We start from the raw sequence: 19,983 nt of genomic DNA, 5'->3' as shown, positions 1-19,983 counted from the left end.
TGAAATTGTAGTAAAAAATTCGCTAGTCTACAAAGTAAGCAAAGTCACAAATTTGCAGACAACTGAAAGCAAGATTGAGAACTTTGCTCTAAATAGGATTTTTAGTGAGTCGTACCAGCCTAATTCATAACAAAGGTTGGTGACGTAAAAGAGGGAAAGACTATGAATATGCTGACATTCGATAACCAACAAATCCAACAACAAGACACGACGTTTATCGCTGAAGCAGTCTTTGCCGTCGAGACCATCAGCGCCAACAAGCAAATGGAAAAGCAGGAGAAAGCGAAACAATTACTTGATCGCCTATTCCCTCTTGAAAATGGCTCACACAATGATGTTACGGCCTACGTAATTGATTATCGCCATGTGATGGCATACTTCAAAGATGGAAGCCACAGCGGCCTTAAGCATCCAAAACACTTTGTTGCCTTTACCGGAGAAAAGGAAGACCCAGAGTCTATTCTTTTCCGAGATGGTTCGGGTAGTCACGTTGAAGTGATGTTTGGTAAGCATAAAGGTACAGGGTGCATTGAATTAATTGAAATTGATGACATCCATCTAGAAACATGCACCATGTTTCCACAAGCCACATCAGGTGTTGCTGCAATGCGCCACTGGATTAGCTTGGTAAAAGGGGATGAAAAAGGGAAACCTAAAGCGTGCAGCGAGCATAAAGAATATACCGCTAAAAATGGTGAAGATTACACCTTAGATTGCTGCTATACCCTGTAAAGCTCCGTTATGCAAAAGCCTCTGAATATGATTCAGAGGCTTTTTTCTTAGCGCTAAAAGAAAACTAAGGAGAGGTATGTCGGCTAATAATATTTTCTATCTCTCCGCTGCGTTTTAAGCGGGCAATCTCTTTGTTGATGAGCTCTCGGAGTTGCTCTTTATCTGCTCTGGTTTGCGAGATCATCATGTAAAAGCGATGTTTATCCATGTTGGGGACGTTACGTTCCTCAAACTCATCGCCAATAATGCTGATATTCCAAATCTTTTGGAACCCTTGATGAATCTCTTTCCAACTAATAAAGACATCACATTGTTTCTGGCGAACGGCATTTAAGCCTTGATAAATGGAGTTTGCATACTGCTGAATGTCATCAAGGTTGAAGTCGCGATAATTATAACCAAAGATCCCGCATACCACGTAATTGTTCAGATCTGAGGGGGATTTTAATTCAATCCCTTTTGGATGGTTCATGCGAGAAAACACATAAACAGGGGTAATGTCGTAGTACCAATCGGTGTAGAGGTATTTTTGCTCTCGTTCTTTGGCGAATGTTGCACTTAGGGCGATATCATACATGCCTTGTTCGACGCCTCTTAAGCAGCGGGTCCAAGACGTCATTGATACGTCGTAACGGATATCGTGTTTATCAAAGATGTTCCTCAAGATATCAACATCAACACCCAAAACTTGGCCTTTATCGGTATAAGTGTAGGGAGGCCAATCGACGGCATCACCACATAGATGGATAGTGCCGTCATCACGCTCATGAGCATACGCGGAGGACATGAAGGAAAGCACACTGATGATGGCAGTGCTAGAAAGTAACATTGGGTTCATACACGCACTCAAACTAAGGTTTAGTTTGAGTATAGTTGAGAGGGAGCATGGCGTGCGCTATCTCCCCATTTTAGTTTGGCTTTATGACACTCTTCACACCCCAAGTATCACGCTGTCTGTGTGAACTGGATGGTGTCAAAATGTGGATTTGCGATGAGAGCTTGCATGGTGAGTAGTTCCTCTGTTGGAACCACGATTTCCCCTAATGGACCAAGGATGACTATCGACTCTTTTTTGTTTTCGTTATATCGCGTATCCATTGCTTTGCCTTCAATAATTTTACCTGAGAGCAAAGTGAGTTTGACCGGGATCTGATACAGGCAGGCAACTTCGATATAGTCATATTGCTGGCATGAAATCATGTGAAACTCCTTTAGTAAAAGACAGCTAACCAAATGGTGATGGCATCTGGTTTGGTCCAACTTACCTGATGTTTGGTATGGGCGGGAATATTGATATGATCGCCGACGTTTAACTCGATCTCTGAGCCATCTTCATAACGAATTCTTCCAGCCCCTTCAAGTACGACCACCCACTCATGTTCTGGTTGATCGTACCACTCGTCTTCTGCAGTTACGTGCCCGAAAGAGACGATGCGTTCAACGCGTACATGTTCTGTTTTGATTAAGTCTTCAAACACTTCACTGGAAAGATCACTGGGTAGTTGCTTGAGCAAGTTCATCTAGAAACTAGACCCTGGTTGTTTGAGAAATTCAATTTCTTCTGCTGTACTTTCGCGACCGAGGAGCTGATTTCGGTGAGGGTAGCGACCAAACCGATCGATGATCACTTTATGTTTTAGCTCAAAGTCGTAATTATTTTCCATACCCGGTTGCTTAAATAGTAACTCTGCTTTTTCATGAATAATTGGAGACTCACTGTGCATGAATGGCATAAATAAGAAGCTTTTTTCAACGGTACTTAGTGATTGCTCCGCCCCTGAAGCGATGGCTTCTTGGGCTAGAGCGAGCGCAAGAGGGTCTTGAGAGAAAGCTTTAGCCGTATTGCGATAAATATTACGAGAAAACTGGTCAAGTACGATGACTTCTGCAAGTCGACCATGTGGCGTTGTACGCCAGCCACTAAGCTCACATTTAGAGGCCTGTTCAAGGAGTTCGGAAAATCGATTTGTGATGAGCTGATCAATGTCGGTGTTGGTAACAAACCAGTCTTTAGGCTGAAGTTCTTTAAACCAAAACTCGAGTACTTGTTGGTACATATTAGGCTCTCTATAAATGATGACTAGATGGACTTACAGTAGAGGGAAAAGAGAGTGAGGTAAAGTCAGTCTGTTTGGTGTGTTTCTTCTAATTATCTGAACAAGTGGGAAAAATATTGAATATCTTCATTGATATAACAGGTCTTATATCGCGTTTATGTAGGAATAAAAGAAAATGCACACTTATTTAGTCACGTTTGTCGCTATGGCGGCTTTTGCGGCAAACTCTATTTTATGCCGCTTAGCATTACAATCAGGAGCGATAGACCCGGGGGCGTTTACCGTGATTCGGTTGTTCTCTGGAGCATTTGTGCTTGTTGTATTAAGTGGTGTTTGGAAAGGGCGAATTCACGTACTGAAGTCGTCTATGACTTTATGGAATGGCTGCGCACTTTTTGTTTATGCGATCTTTTTCTCTTACGCGTATGTTGCTCTTGCGGCAGGGGCTGGCGCTTTGATTTTGTTTGCGACGGTGCAATTTGCTCTTATCGGTGCCTATTTGTGGCAAGGCCATAAATTATCATGGCGTGAAGGCTTTGGAAGCTTGTGCGCTATTGTTGGCTTCATTATCTTGATGTTGCCTGGTGCGCAGCAGCCGGATCTGTTCGCAGCCATCATGATGATCCTTTCGGGATTGGGTTGGGCAGCTTTTACGCTTTTAGGTCAAAAAAGCAGTTCAGCGGTGGTTGGTATTACTCAAGGGTTCGTTGGCGCAAGTCTTGTCATGTTGTTTATTTTACCTTGGATTGGCTTTGCGTCTGGTTTAAGTGGCTATGGATTATCGCTTGCACTGCTTTCTGGTGCGGTGACTTCTGGCGGTGGCTACGTATTGTGGTATTGGATCTTAAAACGGCTTTCATTATTGCAAGCTTCAGTCGCGCAGCTCTCAGTGCCTCTACTCGCGTTTGTTGCTGGCACAATATGGTTAGGAGAAGAGCTTTCTCTACAAGCCGTCATAGCTTCAATTTTGATCTTAGGAGGCATCTTAGTGGTCATGAAAGTTAAGTCTGAGCGTTGAATTTGTCTAATCTAAGCATCAGAAAATACGGTTATTCATCGTCATCATATGGATATATAATCCACCCTTTGTTGTTGCCGTGTTACTTCATTATGAGTCCCAAACCTGATCGCATGACCGCCATGCAGTTGATTATTCAACAAGTAAAAGCAGAATTGCCGCTATATGAGTCTGAAACATTTGTATGTGGTGTGAAGGGAAACTGTATTGGCTGCCCCAAAAAGCTGCTAGAGCTGGTGGATTCAGAGCTTACCTATTGGGAATCTGCGATGTCACGCGGAGTCATTCCTCAGTTTGATGATATTCGGCGCTTCGGAAAACTGTGTACCAATGTGAGGCGAGGACTGGTTAGAAATAATCTACTGTCTGCTTAGGCATGAGTTAACAAAGTAAATAATGTCTCAGCCTTAGTACAATTTTTTCTATACGGAGGGCTTCCACTGGACTAGCTTTAAAGTAGCTACATGGATGTGGAGCCTACTATGTTTACAGTCCGTATCACTGGTTTTTCTATCGTGTTGATGATGGTGGCAGCTAATGCGCATGCTGCGGTCAACAGTTTATCTGACTTACGCTTTAATACCGAAGAGTATCCGCCAGCTAATTTTACGCTTGATGGAAAGCTTCAGGGATTTGCCGTCGATATTTTGCTGTCTGCCAGCCAGATGATGGGGCAGGAAGTGAAGATGGAACAGATTCATGTTGGGCCATGGGCACGGTCTTATCGAGCGACATTGACGCAAAAAGATGCGGTTCTTTTCTCCACGACTCGAACTGAACATCGTGAAAACTTGTTCAATTGGGTTGGTCCAATTAGTGATATTAAAGTTGTTGTTCTTGCCCGCAAAGACGCCAATATAAAAATCAATGATCCAATGGAAATGGCCAATTACACCATTGGTGTCATTCGGGATGATATTGGAGAGCAGTCCTTACTAGCCATGGGAATTCCCCGGGACGCCATGCAAGAAGCGTCGTATGTTACAACCTTGGCTGAGCAATTGATGAAAAAGCGCATTGATCTTTTAGCTTATGATGAAAAAGCAGCGTATTGGTGGGCAAAACAAGTTGGTGTGGAAAGCAGCTTATTTGAGGCGGTGTACACCTTAAGAGAAGGGGAAGTTTACTATGCGTTTAATAAACACATCCCACAACCTTTGTTGGATGAGCTGCAACAAGCGCTTGATGAAATGAAGACAACCATGACGGAAGAGGGGGTCTCTCTCTACGACAGTATCATTTTCAAATATCGTTAGAGATATTATATGGAATAAACAAAAACAGCCCGATAAGGGCTATTTAACGTTTGATTAAGGTTTAAAACACCGCTTTCTTCACGAAATATGGGTTATCAAATTTCTTTGGTGAGCCCAGCTCTGAAATCACCAATTTGTTCCACAGTTTGCGGTCAAACTCCCCTTTAGGGATTGAAGGGTAGATGGTTTCCAGTTCTTCATTAGCATAACGCATCATCTGTTTCTTTTTGATTTGGTTATACTTTTTTGCAACTCGGTTGTGTTTTTGAATCCACTCTTGCTTGAATGCTTGCAGTGCTGGCTCCGCCTTTTCTAATGCTAAGCGCGATAGATAAACACGTTTATAAGAGACTTTACGATCCAGCATAGTCCGCATTGCCGTTTGGATATAATTACCGTGATGGGTAATGGAGAAGTCATCTTTCTCAAACGGCTTAACACACCAACCTGCGGGAAAGTAATCGGTTTTACGATAACGCTGATTGCGAGTTTCCAGCACGCGGTGCAGGACAAGATCAGACGTGCCTTTGAATGTTTGTTGCCACTTACCGATGCGGATTTGAAAACCCGTTGGTATGCGGTACACATTGATAAATTTGTCTTGTTCCATCGGTGAATACGCTAAATAAACAATTACACACACTTCCTTGAAGTGCTCAAAACCTGAAAAGAAGCGTTAAGGCATTGGCAACACAAGGAAAACTGAGTTTGAGAAAAATATATAGACTTATGCCGCACATTCTAGGGTAAAGAATAAAATGTCGCCAGCTCAATTTAGTCATAAAAACGCAAAATTTTCATATTCGAGTCTTGTGTTACATAGGGTTAGCTTTTAAAAATGAGTATTGTCTATGTTTTTATATGCGGCTTAGTGCATCGTTAATATTGGGGCTGAAAAAGTGAGCACAATGAAGTACACAGTGCGTCCGGCGAAGGTATCGGATTATTCATTTCTTTTTGAATTGAAAAAGGCGGCGGAGTTTCCTGTGATAGAGCAGGTATTTGGGTGGAACGAACAAGATCAACGCGTTATCCATGCAAGAGAGTGGCAGGAAGATAGGCCAACGATCATTGAGGTTGAAGGAAAAGCTGTAGGCAGCTACTTATGGAAAATTAGCGAAGAGCAGTGCTACTTAGGACGCTTCTTCATACTGCCTGAATATCAGGGAATAGGCTTGGGCAGTGATGTTTTGAGTCAGCTATTAACCGAAGCCGATCGCTTAGGCGTACCGACAACACTGTGTTACTTGCAAGGCAATCGCGTAGCAAAGTTATATCAACAATTTGGGTTTTCAAAGAATTCCGAAGATGATGCCTTTGTTTATATGAAGCGAGAGCCGAGTGTCTGATGAAGAGTTATTGAGAGGTTTTGCTTAGAGCTCTAGGCGAGAAACCTCTCACACACTTAACTCGCTGTTCGCTTGAGCGATATACGCATCTCGCGAGCCAGTGTATCACTCACTTAGAAAATGCAGTGCTTAGCAAAGTCTTTTGCTTCGTTGGCTGTCCAGTCACCTTTTGGTTTTTCCTGCATATCTTTACACCATTCTTCACTGCCGACTTCTGTACATGCCATCAGTTGAGTCGCTAAAAATAGTAGTAGTGCGATTTTTTTCACATTGTGCTCCTTCAAAATTCTGAGACCGAAAAGGTCGCGAGTATAACGGCTTTTACTTAACCGATATGTAAAGAATGCCTGATTTTTTACTTATGTCGCAACTTTGTTACCGTGATCAAATTCTCTTTTTCTATTTTGAAAACCTCTTGTTCAAGGATCCCAATCACACAATAACTTTAACTACCTCGCAAATCTGATGAGACCAATTATGATTCCATCGAAACGTTTCGATGAGTATTTTATCACTAATGTAGTTAAGAATGCTCACTGTCGGCGTAACGTGTCTGAGAGATGAAAAATGAAAAAAAGTACCCTGATAAATTCTGAACTTTCTTATTTGGTGGCGACCTTGGGCCATACGGATGAAGTCACCATTTGTGACGCAGGCCTGCCGATTCCTGAGGAAGTGCAACGTGTTGATTTAGCCCTGACTCGAGGCACGCCCAGCTTTATTGAGACCGTGCGTGTTTGGCTCTCGGAATCTCAAATTGAAGGGGTGATTATGGCAAAAGAGTTTGCTGACGTTAGCCCAGAGCATCATGTTTGGTTGCTCAACGAATTAGAAGAAGAGCAGCGACAGTCAGGCAGGAAAATCAGCATCGACTATGTTTCTCATGAAGAGTTTAAAACTCGAACCCAGCAAAGCCGAGCGATTATTCGTACTGGGGAATTCACACCTTATGCGAACGTTATTTTCAAAGCTGGTGTGGTGTTTTAACCCATTAAAGGTTGAGGACGGATTATGACTGAAGCGATTTTGCAACTCAGTGATATTGAAAAAGCTTTTCCCGGAGTTAAAGCTCTGGATAAAGCATGCTTGAACGTGTACCCAGGAAAGGTGATGGCCTTGATGGGGGAAAACGGGGCAGGTAAATCAACATTAATGAAGGTGTTGACGGGGATATATAGCTTAGACGCTGGTTCAATTCATTATCAAGGACAACCAGCAGCCTTTAAGGGACCAAGAGATTCCCAACAAGCGGGTATTAGTATTATCCACCAAGAACTAAACCTTATCCCAGAGTTGACTATTGCAGAAAATATCTTCCTAGGCCGAGAGTTTACTGGTGCATTGGGTTCAATCCAATGGGGCCGAATGTATCAAGAAGCCGACAAGTTGCTGGCGAGGCTGAATGTTAAACACAGCTCCAGAACTTTGCTTGGCGATTTGAGCCTTGGTGAACAACAAATGGTTGAGATTGCAAAAGCTCTCTCTTTTGAATCTAAAGTCATCATCATGGATGAACCAACCGATGCACTTACTGACACCGAAACCGAATCTTTGTTCAAGGTGATCAATGAGCTACGTGATGAAGGGTGCGGCATTGTTTATATCTCCCACCGTCTGAAAGAGATTTTCCAAATTTGTGATGACATTACGGTGCTTCGCGACGGTAAATTCATCGGTGAGTGTCAAGTTGCATACACCAATGAAGACGGCCTGATCGAAATGATGGTTGGGCGAAAGTTGGAAGAACAATACCCACGGATTGATGTTAGACATGGTGACACTTGCCTTGAAGTCATCGGTTTAACGGGAGCGGGTGTGCATGATGTCAGTTTTACCTTGAAACGCGGCGAGATCTTAGGTGTTTCTGGCCTGATGGGAGCTGGGCGCACTGAGCTGATGAAGGTTATCTATGGCGCACTCCCCAGCAAACGGGGGGTCATTAACCTAAACAACAAAACCATTAACCCTGTGAGTCCGCAAGATGGCTTAGCAAATGGTATTGCGTACATCTCAGAAGATCGTAAAGGGGATGGCTTAGTGCTCGGGTTGTCGGTTAAAGAAAACATGTCTCTTTGCGCGTTGGATAAACTGACTAAGGGTGTTCAGATTCGTCATTACGACGAAGTGACCGCAGTCGAAGACTTTATCAAGCTATTTAACATTAAAACGCCAACTCGCGATCAGATCATTGGCAATTTATCGGGTGGTAACCAGCAAAAAGTAGCGATTGCGAAAGGGTTAATGACCAAACCAAAAGTATTGATCCTCGATGAGCCCACTCGTGGCGTTGACGTTGGGGCAAAGAAAGAGATTTATCAACTCATCAACAAATTTAAAGCAGACGGCATGAGCATCATACTGGTTTCCTCAGAGATGCCAGAAGTTCTGGGAATGAGCGACCGCATTCTGGTTATGCATGAAGGCCGTATTAGTGGTGAGTTTGATGCCAAAGACGCCGATCAAGAAAAACTATTGGCGTGCGCAGTAGGCAAAAAGATTAACGAGGAAGCAGCATGAGTACCAAGACCATGAGCAAACCAACTGAAAACAGTACAAAAACGCTGTTTAGCAAAGAGTGGTTGATTGAACAAAAATCACTGATTGCATTACTATTTTTAATTGTTGTTGTGTCGTTTTTAAACCCTAACTTTTTTACCGTCGACAACATTCTCAATATTCTTCGTCAAACTTCCGTTAATGCAATCATTGCGGTGGGTATGACGTTAGTAATACTCACTGCGGGTATCGACTTAAGTGTCGGTTCCGTACTGGCGTTATGTGGTGCGTTTGCAGCCAGTTTAATCGCAATGGAAGTTCCGGTTTTGATTGCGGTACCGACTGCGTTACTTGCAGGTGCAGCATTGGGAGCGATCAGCGGCATAATCATCGCGAAAGGCAAGGTTCAAGCCTTCATTGCGACACTGGTTACAATGACGTTATTACGTGGTGTCACCATGGTTTATACCGATGGTCGACCTATCTCAACTGGCTTTACTGATACGGCTGATGCGTTTGCATGGTTTGGTACGGGTTATGCGCTAGGTATCCCTGTTCCTGTTTGGCTTATGGTCGTCGTATTTGCTGCTGCTTGGTATTTACTAAACCACACTCGCTTTGGCCGCTATGTCTATGCACTGGGTGGTAATGAGTCAGCGACTCGCTTGTCGGGTATCAATGTTGACCGTGTAAAAATCGGTGTCTATGCCATTTGCGGTTTGTTAGCGGCTTTGGCTGGCATCATCGTGACTTCGCGACTTTCTTCTGCTCAGCCAACGGCTGGTATGGGATACGAGCTCGATGCGATTGCTGCGGTGGTACTCGGTGGCACCAGTCTAATGGGAGGTAAGGGCCGTATTATGGGAACATTAATCGGCGCACTGATTATTGGCTTCCTTAATAACGCCTTAAACCTTCTAGATGTTTCTTCTTACTATCAGATGATAGCAAAAGCAGTGGTGATTTTGCTGGCGGTACTGGTAGACAACAAAAACAAGTAAACCATAACAATAGAGCCAGTTGCTAAGCACTGGCTCACTTAAACAAAGGACGATAACGATGAAAAAACTGGCAACTCTTATTTCTGCTGCACTGCTTTCTTCCACCATGTCTGTTGCTGCGCAAGCGCAAGACACAATGGCCATCGTGGTATCCACGTTGAATAACCCATTTTTTGTCACCATGAAAGATGGCGCGGAAGCAAAAGCAAAAGAGCTGGGCTACAACTTGATTGTTCTGGACTCGCAAAACGATCCAAGTAAAGAGCTTTCCAATATTGAAGATTTAACCATCCGTGGTGTTAAAGCCATTTTGATTAACCCAACAGACTCCGACGCAGTATCCAATGCTATTCGCATGGCAAACCGCTCGAAAATCCCTGTACTGACGCTAGACCGTGGCGCGAGCCGTGGTGATGTTGTGAGTCACATTGCTTCTGACAACATTGTTGGCGGTGAAATGGCGGGTCACTACATTGTGGAAAAAGTAGGTGAGAAGGCGAAAGTTATTCAGCTTGAAGGCATTGCAGGTACATCGGCTGCACGTGAGCGTGGTGAAGGTTTCATGAATGCCGTTAAAGGCAGCAAGATGGAATTACTGGCTAGCCAACCTGCAGACTTTGACCGTACGAAAGGTTTGAACGTAATGGAGAACTTGCTTGCCGCTAACCCAGATGTGCAAGCGGTATTCGCGCAAAACGATGAAATGGCGCTCGGCGCGTTACGTGCGGTTCAAGCATCTGGTAAAGATGTCATGATCGTTGGCTTTGATGGAACTGATGACGGCATTGCTGCGGTTAATCGAGGCAAGCTTGCAGCGACAGTAGCTCAGCAGCCAGACATGATTGGTGCGCTCGGTGTTGAAACGGCGGACAAAGTACTTAAAGGCGAATCGGTTGAAGAGTACATTCCTGTGCCACTTAAAGTGATCACCAAATAAGTTTTATGCCCTCCTTTCATTTTTCTCCTGTCGTTTGTTGGGAGGAGGGCTTTCTTCACAGAGTAGATAGCTTTGTGTTTTGGCAAAGTCCAAAGCTATCTGTTCCAACGTTTGTATAAAGGTTCGCTAAGAACCGAGGATTACCTTATGAGTAAGTTAGTGGTGTTAGGTAGTGTTAATGCTGACCATGTTTTAAAAGTGCCTTCATTTCCTCGCCCGGGCGAGACGTTACATGGTCATGGCTATCAGGTTATTCCCGGTGGGAAAGGAGCAAATCAAGCGGTTGCTGCGGCACGATTAGGTGCTGATGTTGGGTTTGTAGCATGTGTCGGCGATGATGCGTTTGGTATTAATATCCGTGAAAGCTTCAAGCTTGACGGTATCAACATCTCAGGGGTAAAAATGCAGCCCAATTGTCCCACTGGTATTGCGATGATCCAAGTGGCAGAAAGTGGCGAAAATAGCATTTGTATCTCGGCAGAGGCGAATGCGAAGTTAACCGCGGAAGCGATTGAGCCGGATTTAGAAAAAATTCGTCAAGCCAACTACTTACTCATGCAGCTAGAAACACCGACTTGTGGTGTTGAAGCAGCAGCAAAAGAAGCGGCGCTCTCGGCGACTAAAGTGATTTTAAATCCTGCCCCAGCGAAACCATTGAGTGATGAGCTGCTCGCGTGTGTTGATGTGATCACGCCAAATGAAACGGAAGCGGAAGTGCTTACTGGTGTGGCGGTCTCTGATCACGACTCGGCTCAGGAAGCAGCTAATATTCTGCATGCGAAAGGGGTGGAGACGGTCCTTATTACACTAGGTGCACAAGGTGTTTGGTTAAGTGAGAACGGAGTGGGCGAGATCATTCCGGGCTTTAGAGTGGAAGCCACGGATACAACAGCGGCAGGAGATACGTTTAATGGGGCATTGCTCACTGGTTTATTAGAAGAGAAGCCACTAAAATCAGCTATTCAGTTTGCTCATGCAGCGGCTGCGATCAGCGTAACACGTTTTGGAGCACAAACGTCGATACCAAAACGGGAGGAAGTGGATCGCTTTCTTGCTAGTCAATAATTAGGAGAATGACATGGCAACAATGAAAGATATTGCGAAACTCGCCGGAGTTTCTACCTCAACGGTTAGCCATGTCATCAATAAAACCCGTTTTGTTAGTGAAGAAATTTCAGAACGGGTGAATAACGCAGCTAAAGAACTCAACTACTTTGCCCCATCCGCTATCGCTCGAAGCTTAAAAGTCAATCGAACTCAAACCATTGGTATGCTTGTGACTACCTCGACCAACCCATTTTTTGGTGAAGTGGTGAAAGGGGTTGAACGCAGCTGCTATCAAAAAGGCTACAACCTTATCTTATGTAACACAGAAGGTGACAATGAGCGGATGAAAGCCTCGATTAATACCTTATTGCAAAAGCGAGTTGATGGCTTGATCTTGATGTGTTCGTCTTTGGAAGGTGAGCGACTTGATGTCTTTGAAAAGTACACTAGTCTGCCTGTTGTGGTGATGGATTGGGGGCCGATGCTGTTTACCAGCGATAAGATCCAAGACAATTCACTTCGTGGAGGATACCTTGCGACCAAGCATCTGATTGAAGCAGGACATCGAGACATTGGTTGTATCGCAGGGCCTTTGATTAAACACCAAGCTCAAATGCGTTACGAAGGCTATAAGCGAGCAATTAACGAGGCGGGACTTGAGTTCGCCTCACGCTGGATTGTCGAAGCGGATTTCGAATGTGAAGGTGGCTACGAAGCGTTTAATAAAATGCATCAAGCAGGCCCGCTACCGAGTGCCATTTTTGTGTGTAATGACATGATGGCGATGGGGGTGATTAATGCGGCGAACGAAAAGGGTATAAAGATTCCTGATGAGCTTTCTCTTATCGGTTACGATGATATCCATATTGCCAAGTTCATGACTCCGTCACTCACCACCATTCACCAGCCTAAATATCGTTTGGGTCAAGCGGCCGTAGAAACGTTATTGAACAAACTAAATAAAGTGACATCTGAGCCGCAAATCGTGCAGCTGGAGCCCACGTTGGTGGAACGCAAAAGTGTTGCCCAGCACCATCAATAGACCATACTGAAGGAACCATTATGATTTTAATTACGGGAGCAACAGGGGGACTAGGCTCTGCATTGGCTAAGCTCTATTGCGAAGAAAGCCCTGTATTACTCAGCGGGCGGAGTGAAGCTAAATTAGCGGCGTTAGCTCAGACTCTGTCTGGTGATGTGACCACTTCGGTAGCGGATTTAATGGACGAAAACCAGATTGTTCAACTGCTCGATACGCTGCCTGAAACGCCAAAGATGATCTTCCATTGTGCCGGAAGTGGTTGCTTTGGCCCGATTGAAACACAATCAGCAGAATCATTGACTCAGTTAGTGGAAAATAACCTTACGTCCACCATGTTGTTTTTAAAAGCTTTAGTTAACCGTTATCAAAACCAATCAGTCACAGTGACGGTGGTCATGTCTACCGCAGCACAAGTCGCGAAAGCAAATGAATCCACTTATTGCGCAGTGAAGTGGGGCGTGCGTGGATTGCTGGAATCGCTTCGTATCGAGCTGAAAGGAAAACCCATGAAATTAGTTGGTGTATATCCGGGTGGGATGGCAACGGAGTTTTGGGTAACTAGCGGTACGGATATGGATACCTCTTCATTTATGACAGGAGAAGAGGCGGCCACCATGCTTAAACAGGCGATGCCATCAACCGAACATGGGTATGTGTCTGATATCACCATTAATCGACAATAGTGTATAAAAGCTTGGCAGAAAAAAGGATGGCGCATGCCATCCTTTTTGTATTTACATAAACCAGAATACGCCGACTTTGAATGTTTGCTGATCCAGCTTCTCGTCACTGCTGAACTGAACCCCATCAAATAGGTATTGGTAAGAAAACTTCATTCCAAAATTCTTAGTTATGTTGAAATCCGTACCCAGCTCAACGGCACCATGAACGTATTTTTCTTTATTACTTGCATTTGTACTTTTGCTGTCACTGTCTAGGAATAATCCGCTGTCATAAATGCTGCGTGAACCACTGTAGTACACATCAGCATCGGTAATGGTGTAATGGATAGAAGGCTTAGCGAACAGGTTTAACTTGGTATTCAAAGGTAGCGTGAACTTGGGTGCAAGTGAGAACGAATAAATATTGGCCTCTAAATCCAAGAAATTACGTGTTCTCACACTTGTGCTACCCAATGTCACCGTATTATAAATGGTCTCTGTAATAGGGTTTGAGTATGTATAACTTGCACCTGCTTCCAAAGACAGCCACTGGCTATATCGATACCCTAACGTCGCACCAAGACCAAATGCAGATTTATCTACATCATAATTTTGGCCGTCGATGGCGTAGTCTGAAGATTTATAATCAATCACCGAGCCTGTCGTTTCTAATCCGATGTAAAAATGATTTGCTTGGGCAAAAGGAGCAAGTAAAAGCGTGGTTGCAGCAAGAGATTTTATTGTCAATTTCATTGATTAAGTCTATTACGTATTATTGTTGTGTCAGCAATCCATTCCGTTATGTTTGATGCGGTTGTCCATCTGGGTAACAACGCGCAAATTGAATTAATTGTCCGTAATTATATTTCGTACCGAATTATATAAATCAAAGATTGGTTGCCAACGTCTTGAGCGGCAAAACAGTTTTGTCGTATGGAAACAATAACGTTAGGGGAAAGAAAAAGGTGGCATCAACGCCACCTTTCATAGGGGATTTGAAGGTTAGTGATTTAGAAACTCGACGGCTTTATCTGGGAAGTCGGTGAATAATCCATCAACCTTCACTTGGTTGTAGAAAATGTCCAGCATGTCTTCAAAGTTCTCTGCGTATGGTGCGATACGCCCTGGATCGGCACGGAATGTATAAGGGTGAACTTCAAGCCCGGCCATTTTTGCTTCTTTCATTAAAGGCTTGATGATAATATTGCCTTTGGTTGATTTGTCATCCACCAACATTGGCTTCCAAGGGCCTAGTCCTTCTGCATATTCCGCCACTTTTTTCATTGCGCCGGGCTCAAACATCCAGTCGTAACTGTAAGGTGTGGCTTTTTCACCTTGGTATACCATGGTTTCGTTCCAGTCGGTATAAGCGACTAACTGAACTAATTTTACGTCCATATTCATTGATGGCATCAGCTCATCGTTGATTCGTTTTAATTCATTTGGATCAAAGCACTGAAGGTAGACTTTATCGTCCTTGCTGTCGTAGCCATATTGTTTCAGTACTTTTAGCACGGCGCTACTGATGTCTTTTCCTTCATGGCGGTGGAACCAAGGTGCTTTTATTTCTGGGTAAATACCAATGTCGTAGCCCAATGTTTTGTTTAAACCTTGGATGAGCTCTATCTCCTCTTCCAGAGTTGGAACGGTAAAATCACCTTTCCACATAGGGAAGCGAGTTGGGTAGCCAGCAACCTTGTTCCCTGCATTATCCAGCTTAAATCCTTCGGTGACCTTTAAGGTTTTGATTTCGGCAAGCGTAAAGTCAATTGCATAGTAGCGACCGTCTTTTCTTGCTCTGTTTGGGTATCGCTCAGCAACGTCAGTCACGCGGTCTAGGTAGTGATCATGTAAAACAACCAAGCGATCATCTTTGGTCATGACAACATCTTGTTCGATGTAATCCGGCTTCATCGCATAGGCAAGTGCTTTGGCTTCCAGTGTATGTTCGGGTAGGTAAGCTGAAGCACCGCGGTGTGCGACGACGAGTGGTTTGGCGAATGCATTGGCGGACAAGCTGAGTGCAATAACGGATGCACAAAAAGTAACAGTTTTCATGATTTATTCCTTATCAGATAGCAGTCCAAAGGCTGCCATCAATTTATGACGTTATTACGACAGATTTTATGCAAGTGCTTCTTTTTCTTTTTGCTTACGTTCGTGGTGAGCTCGTTCGCCAAGGAAGGCATAAGTCAGACACACGATAGATGTAATACAAGAACCAACCAGAATGATAAAACCACCATCCCAACCGAAGTGATCAACGGTATAGCCCAAAATTGCATTTGCAGCGACCGCGCCACCTAAGTAACCAAATAGGCCGGTTAAGCCAGCCGCCGTACCCGCTGCTTTTTTCGGTGCAAGCTCAAGTGCGTACAGGCCAATCAGCATCACTGGACCGTAAATTAGGAATCCGATTGCAACCAAAGCCGCCATATCCACTGCTGGATTACCTGCTGGGTTAAACCAATACACAAGCACTGCAAGCGTAACGAGTACCATAAATAGAATGCCCGCGGGAGCACGGCGCCCCTTGAACAGTTTGTCCGAGATCCAACCACACAAGAGCGTGCCAGGAATGCCCGCCCACTCGTATAAGAAATAAGCCCATGAAGATTTATCCACGGTAAATTCTTTGGCTTCTTTTAAGTATACCGGAGCCCAATCGAGTACACCGTAGCGGATCAGGTAAACGAAAGCGTTGGCAATAGCGATCGACCAAAGCAATTTATTATTGAAAACGTATTTAAAGAAGATTTCTTTAGCCGTCATCTCTTGTTCATGGGACTTATCGTAGTCATCTGGGTAATCGTGTTTGTATTCTTCAATCGGTGGTAAACCACAGGATTGTGGAGTATCACGCATGGTTAACCAGATAAAAATGGCAACGAGAGTGGCAAAAAATGCGGGAACATAAAATGCGGTACGCCAGTCATCGTTAAAAGCCCATAAGCCAAGTAGGAACATAGGACCAATTAAGCCGCCACCGACGTTGTGTGCAACATTCCAGACGGAGACGATCTCACCCCTTTCTTTACGGGACCACCAGTGCACCATAGTTCGTCCACAAGCGGGCCATCCCATTCCTTGAAACCAGCCATTGAGGAATAACAGAATGAACATGGCAGTAATGCTTCCGGTTGCCCACGGCATAAAACCAAAGCAGAACATAACCAGTGCTGACATCAGAAGGCCAGCGCTCAAGAAATATCTCGGGTTTGAACGGTCGGAAACGCTGCCCATTAAGAACTTAGACAGTCCGTACGCAATAGAAACGGCAGCCAGTGCTACCCCTAGATCTCCTCGGCTAAAGCCTTGTTCAATTAAGTAGGGCATCGCCAAACTAAAATTCTTACGAACCAGATAGTAGCCAGCGTAACCAATGAAGATGCCAGCAAATAATTGCCAACGTAATCGGCGGTAAGTGCTGTCAATCACGCTTTCGGAGAGTCGATCAATATGAGCCTTTGGTTTAAATATACCTAGCATAAGAGCCTCTTATGGAGTTATGTATGTATTTTTGTTTCGAATGAACGTTCGAAATCTTTCGTTATGCGAGCGGTATTGTATTAAAACGAAAATGTTTTTCTGTGATAAATGTTACAGAAACATTAAGGCCTTATGCTAAGGCTAAGATTTTGATAAGAAATGACTCATTTTTGAGCCTGTTTTTGTTTGTTGTTAATGGTTGTTAATTTTCGATTGAGAAGAATAACGAGCGTACGTAATGTTATTAAATTAAATGAGGAGGTTAATACAGAGAAATAAGGCCTAAAAAGTCTTTTAAGAGAGAGTTAATACACATTAAGAGCTATTTATGTAATCTTTTAATACTTCAAAACAATATTTATAAAATACAGCGACTTAATACGGTGATTTTGGAACCGACGTCAAATTGTTGGGCTTATAATGGAAAATATAAAACGTTACCACATTTTTTCTACAGTTGTAGAAACGGGGAGTATGACAGCAGCGGCAAAACATTTAGGGATGACACCTTCCGCTGTGAGTCAAAATATTAGTTACTTAGAAAACTCTTTAGGAATGACATTGTTATATCGTTCTACGAGAGGAAATTCGCTGACTGAGGCGGGACAAATATTATGGAAAGGTTATGACGAAATGCGCCTTCACTATAATGATTTGGAACGAAAACTGACAGAGAATAAAGTTGTTGTACAAGGCGATGTGCGGATTTCTTGTCCTGAAGGCATTGGGCAAGAATTATTAGCCCATGCTCTGAAAGAGTTATTTGCTAATAACCCAAAATTGACTGTCAATGTGATCTCCGAATATCAACTTACGGATATTTACACGAACAATATTGATATTGCTATTCGTGTAGGAAAGATCAGTGATAACAACTTAGTTTACCGGCCGTTAGGTAAGCTTCGTATGGCCTTGTGCGCTTCTCCAGATTACCTTGAAGAATATGGCGAGCCTAAAAATGCGGAAGATCTCAAAAATCATCATTTGCTACGTCATGCCGATGATCTCGCTGAGCTCCAGTTTCTTGACAAAACTGGTAAGTCATACCGAATCAAACCAAAGATGAAAATGGTCAGCAATAATGTCTTAGTTATTCGATCGTTTGCTACCAATGGTTATGGCCTTGCATTGCTGCCAATAGACTTAATTCGTGAGCATATAACAGAAGGTGTATTAAAGCCTGTTATGGCGGACTATGAGTGGCCAGTTTTAGATATTCAGGCATTAACTGTCGGTCGAATTCTGCCAAAACGAGTGGTTGAGGTCGTTAATGCATTAAAGAGCTATTTTGAAAACGTGAACTCAGTTCAGACAAAGTAATTGCATATCCAGACTGCATTTAAAACAAGTCATTAACAATCAAAAAAATACTTCTCATTTTTGAGAAGTTTACCTTTTTTATTTTTGTGACAAATACGAGTTTGTCATAGTTAAATTTGTGGTAAATATTTGTTTTCAATCACCTAATTTGGACGCCATTATTTAGAAATAAGATGATATATAAAAATAATTTCATATTTAATGCCAAATCTAGATTTGTTGTTCAATTGATTAGTTATTGCAACTCAAGTTGAAATTTGTATTATCAAAAAAACATTATAAAAAGTAAGGTAAACATTGTTTACCAAATAATAACAATAAATTTAAAAATTATATAAAGTGCTGTCTTATTAGGAAAAATAAAATGGAAAACATGAAGCGCTATTGCATTTTCTCTGTTGTGGCCGAAACAGGGAGCATGACGGCAGCCTCGAAACGTTTAGGCATGTCTCCATCAGCAATAAGTCAAAATATTGCTCATTTAGAAAAAAAACTAGGTGTAACTTTGTTATATCGTTCAACACGGGGTTTTTCGTTAAGTGAAGCTGGCAGAATTTTGCTTCAAGGCTATGAAAACATGCGTGAGCACTTTAGCGAGTTAGAAGACCGGCTAAGTGAATGTAAATCGTGTGTGAAAGGGGAAGTGAGAATTGCATGTTCAAGTGGGATCGGCCAAGAAACGGTTGCTCGAATACTTGCTGAATTAAACGAAGATTACCCTGAATTAAACTACACCATTTTTGTTGGCGACGAGTTTCATGACTTGGTGGGTGAAAACATCGATATCGCCGTGCGTATCGGGGACTTAAAAGACAGTGGGCTTGTGTTTAGACCACTTGGTCAAATCAAGGTTGTGTTATGTGCATCCCCTCATTATCTTGCGACAAAAGGAACGCCAGAGTCGCTGTCTGATCTGAACCAACATGACTGGATCTTAAACTCGGAATGCGATATTGGCACTCGTGTCAATCAAATGTCAGAAGTTGCAGCTGCAAAAGTCGTACTCACGCCTAAGATCGTATCGAGTAGTGCCATGGTGTCACGGACCTTCGCAATTGAAGGACATGGGTTGGCTTTTCTTCCAGAAGAATTCATTGCTCCCAATGTTCATCGTGGTGAATTAGTAACGTTACTGGACGATATTCAGTGGCCGTTACTAAAAATTCAAGCATTAACAGTCAGCCGAGTTTTACCAAAAAAAGTGGAAGTTATTTTGGATGCATTAAAGATCCATTATCTGCAACATGCGAATAAATAAGGTATTTATATTCCACCGATTTTATTTCAATCAACATCTTATTATTAAATTAATTAATATAACTTGCTGATTATTAAATTTCTTATTTTGAAGTTAAATAGAATATTTGTTTGTTTTTGAACAAATATTCTATCTATTTGGTTAATTTGGCGAAAATATCTTCAGATAAATGATGTAATTGGTAGCGTTAAAATTTTGAAGTCGCTCGAAACTTGTGAGTGAGATTGCAAGCTCGCGGTGTTGGCGCTGGAAACCAGATAAAAGAACGTCTGATATATCAGTAAGGTCAATATATTTCCTTGATAACCTGAATTTGCTC

23 protein-coding genes are annotated in these 19,983 nt (G+C 43.0%); 14 read left to right on the top strand and 9 right to left on the bottom strand.

Annotated features, from left to right (window positions below):
- The first annotated feature begins 162 nt into the window (after positions 1-162).
- Positions 163-732: a hypothetical protein gene (locus ACQEXS_RS09705; RefSeq protein WP_427013678.1), complete on the top strand. Its 570-nt coding sequence runs from the start codon at positions 163-165 to the stop codon at positions 730-732.
- Positions 733-796: 64 nt separating this feature from the next.
- Here ACQEXS_RS09705 and ACQEXS_RS09700 read toward each other — a convergent pair whose 3' ends face one another.
- The 4 genes from ACQEXS_RS09700 to ACQEXS_RS09685 all read right to left on the bottom strand — a co-directional run bounded on the left by ACQEXS_RS09700 (position 797) and on the right by ACQEXS_RS09685 (position 2,789).
- The gene (locus ACQEXS_RS09700) at positions 797-1,570 is read right to left on the bottom strand and encodes a substrate-binding periplasmic protein (RefSeq protein WP_427013677.1); all 774 of its coding nucleotides are present in this window, start codon (positions 1,568-1,570) and stop codon (positions 797-799) included.
- 107 nt (positions 1,571-1,677) lie between these two features.
- Positions 1,678-1,932 (bottom strand): Rho-binding antiterminator, encoded by a 255-nt coding sequence (locus ACQEXS_RS09695; RefSeq protein WP_427010634.1) that lies wholly within the window; start codon positions 1,930-1,932, stop codon positions 1,678-1,680.
- 11 nt (positions 1,933-1,943) lie between these two features.
- A complete protein-coding gene (locus ACQEXS_RS09690) occupies positions 1,944-2,252 on the bottom strand; it encodes a cupin domain-containing protein (RefSeq protein WP_427013676.1) in 309 nt (102 codons plus the stop codon).
- Positions 2,253-2,789, bottom strand: a complete 537-nt coding sequence (locus tag ACQEXS_RS09685) for a DUF924 family protein (protein WP_427013675.1) — start codon at positions 2,787-2,789, stop codon at positions 2,253-2,255.
- 175 nt (positions 2,790-2,964) lie between these two features.
- On the opposite strand from ACQEXS_RS09685, the gene ACQEXS_RS09680 reads away from it, so the two are divergent.
- The 3 genes from ACQEXS_RS09680 (at position 2,965) to ACQEXS_RS09670 (ending at position 5,063) form a co-directional block, all read left to right on the top strand.
- On the top strand, positions 2,965-3,807 hold the full coding sequence (locus tag ACQEXS_RS09680; RefSeq protein WP_427013674.1) for a DMT family transporter: 843 nt from the start codon (positions 2,965-2,967) through the stop codon (positions 3,805-3,807).
- Positions 3,808-3,899: 92 nt separating this feature from the next.
- Positions 3,900-4,181 carry a hypothetical protein gene (locus tag ACQEXS_RS09675; RefSeq protein ID WP_427010630.1) on the top strand — a complete coding sequence of 94 codons (282 nt, stop codon included), beginning with the start codon at positions 3,900-3,902 and terminating at the stop codon, positions 4,179-4,181.
- Between the two features lie 108 nt (positions 4,182-4,289).
- Entirely contained in the window at positions 4,290-5,063 is a 774-nt protein-coding gene (locus tag ACQEXS_RS09670) for a substrate-binding periplasmic protein (RefSeq protein ID WP_427013673.1), read from the top strand.
- Between the two features lie 61 nt (positions 5,064-5,124).
- Here the strand turns inward: ACQEXS_RS09670 and ACQEXS_RS09665 are convergent, their stop codons facing one another.
- Positions 5,125-5,673: a hypothetical protein gene (locus ACQEXS_RS09665; protein ID WP_367990155.1), complete on the bottom strand. Its 549-nt coding sequence runs from the start codon at positions 5,671-5,673 to the stop codon at positions 5,125-5,127.
- Between the two features lie 298 nt (positions 5,674-5,971).
- Between ACQEXS_RS09665 and ACQEXS_RS09660 the strand changes: the two genes are divergently transcribed.
- On the top strand, positions 5,972-6,412 hold the full coding sequence (locus ACQEXS_RS09660) for a GNAT family N-acetyltransferase (protein ID WP_427013672.1): 441 nt from the start codon (positions 5,972-5,974) through the stop codon (positions 6,410-6,412).
- A 113-nt stretch (positions 6,413-6,525) separates the two neighbouring features.
- Here the strand turns inward: ACQEXS_RS09660 and ACQEXS_RS09655 are convergent, their stop codons facing one another.
- Positions 6,526-6,681: a DUF3012 domain-containing protein gene (locus ACQEXS_RS09655; protein ID WP_367990152.1), complete on the bottom strand. Its 156-nt coding sequence runs from the start codon at positions 6,679-6,681 to the stop codon at positions 6,526-6,528.
- A 298-nt stretch (positions 6,682-6,979) separates the two neighbouring features.
- Between ACQEXS_RS09655 and rbsD the strand changes: the two genes are divergently transcribed.
- The 7 genes from rbsD (at position 6,980) to ACQEXS_RS09620 (ending at position 13,618) form a co-directional block, all read left to right on the top strand.
- Positions 6,980-7,399 (top strand): D-ribose pyranase, encoded by a 420-nt coding sequence (rbsD, locus tag ACQEXS_RS09650; protein WP_367990151.1) that lies wholly within the window; start codon positions 6,980-6,982, stop codon positions 7,397-7,399.
- 24 nt (positions 7,400-7,423) lie between these two features.
- Complete coding sequence (gene rbsA / locus ACQEXS_RS09645) at positions 7,424-8,929, top strand: ribose ABC transporter ATP-binding protein RbsA (protein ID WP_427013671.1); 1,506 nt, start codon at positions 7,424-7,426, stop codon at positions 8,927-8,929.
- Entirely contained in the window at positions 8,926-9,909 is a 984-nt protein-coding gene (gene rbsC / locus ACQEXS_RS09640) for a ribose ABC transporter permease (protein ID WP_367990149.1), read from the top strand. The genes rbsA and rbsC overlap by 4 nt, the downstream gene beginning before the upstream one ends.
- Before the next feature lie 58 nt (positions 9,910-9,967).
- On the top strand, positions 9,968-10,846 hold the full coding sequence (gene rbsB / locus ACQEXS_RS09635; RefSeq protein WP_367990148.1) for a ribose ABC transporter substrate-binding protein RbsB: 879 nt from the start codon (positions 9,968-9,970) through the stop codon (positions 10,844-10,846).
- A 147-nt stretch (positions 10,847-10,993) separates the two neighbouring features.
- The gene (rbsK, locus tag ACQEXS_RS09630) at positions 10,994-11,911 is read left to right on the top strand and encodes a ribokinase (RefSeq protein ID WP_427010627.1); all 918 of its coding nucleotides are present in this window, start codon (positions 10,994-10,996) and stop codon (positions 11,909-11,911) included.
- A gap of 13 nt (positions 11,912-11,924) precedes the next feature.
- A complete protein-coding gene (locus ACQEXS_RS09625; RefSeq protein WP_427013670.1) occupies positions 11,925-12,935 on the top strand; it encodes a substrate-binding domain-containing protein in 1,011 nt (336 codons plus the stop codon).
- A gap of 20 nt (positions 12,936-12,955) precedes the next feature.
- Positions 12,956-13,618 (top strand): SDR family NAD(P)-dependent oxidoreductase, encoded by a 663-nt coding sequence (locus ACQEXS_RS09620; protein WP_427013669.1) that lies wholly within the window; start codon positions 12,956-12,958, stop codon positions 13,616-13,618.
- A gap of 51 nt (positions 13,619-13,669) precedes the next feature.
- Here the strand turns inward: ACQEXS_RS09620 and ACQEXS_RS09615 are convergent, their stop codons facing one another.
- From ACQEXS_RS09615 to glpT, 3 genes are all read right to left on the bottom strand, one after another.
- The gene (locus ACQEXS_RS09615; protein WP_427013668.1) at positions 13,670-14,350 is read right to left on the bottom strand and encodes an outer membrane beta-barrel protein; all 681 of its coding nucleotides are present in this window, start codon (positions 14,348-14,350) and stop codon (positions 13,670-13,672) included.
- Between the two features lie 249 nt (positions 14,351-14,599).
- The gene (gene glpQ / locus ACQEXS_RS09610; RefSeq protein ID WP_427013667.1) at positions 14,600-15,655 is read right to left on the bottom strand and encodes a glycerophosphodiester phosphodiesterase; all 1,056 of its coding nucleotides are present in this window, start codon (positions 15,653-15,655) and stop codon (positions 14,600-14,602) included.
- A gap of 66 nt (positions 15,656-15,721) precedes the next feature.
- The gene (gene glpT, locus ACQEXS_RS09605; protein ID WP_367990142.1) at positions 15,722-17,086 is read right to left on the bottom strand and encodes a glycerol-3-phosphate transporter; all 1,365 of its coding nucleotides are present in this window, start codon (positions 17,084-17,086) and stop codon (positions 15,722-15,724) included.
- Positions 17,087-17,506: 420 nt separating this feature from the next.
- On the opposite strand from glpT, the gene ACQEXS_RS09600 reads away from it, so the two are divergent.
- Together ACQEXS_RS09600 and ACQEXS_RS09595 are read left to right on the top strand one after the other, a co-directional pair.
- Positions 17,507-18,406: a LysR family transcriptional regulator gene (locus ACQEXS_RS09600; protein WP_427013666.1), complete on the top strand. Its 900-nt coding sequence runs from the start codon at positions 17,507-17,509 to the stop codon at positions 18,404-18,406.
- Positions 18,407-18,770: 364 nt separating this feature from the next.
- The gene (locus ACQEXS_RS09595; protein WP_427013665.1) at positions 18,771-19,664 is read left to right on the top strand and encodes a LysR family transcriptional regulator; all 894 of its coding nucleotides are present in this window, start codon (positions 18,771-18,773) and stop codon (positions 19,662-19,664) included.
- Positions 19,665-19,983 lie beyond the last annotated feature (319 nt).

It is taken from the genome of Vibrio sp. TRT 17S01, from assembly GCF_050113695.1.
GTDB lineage: Bacteria > Pseudomonadota > Gammaproteobacteria > Enterobacterales > Vibrionaceae > Vibrio.
This window is presented reverse-complemented; position numbering and strand designations above follow the sequence as displayed.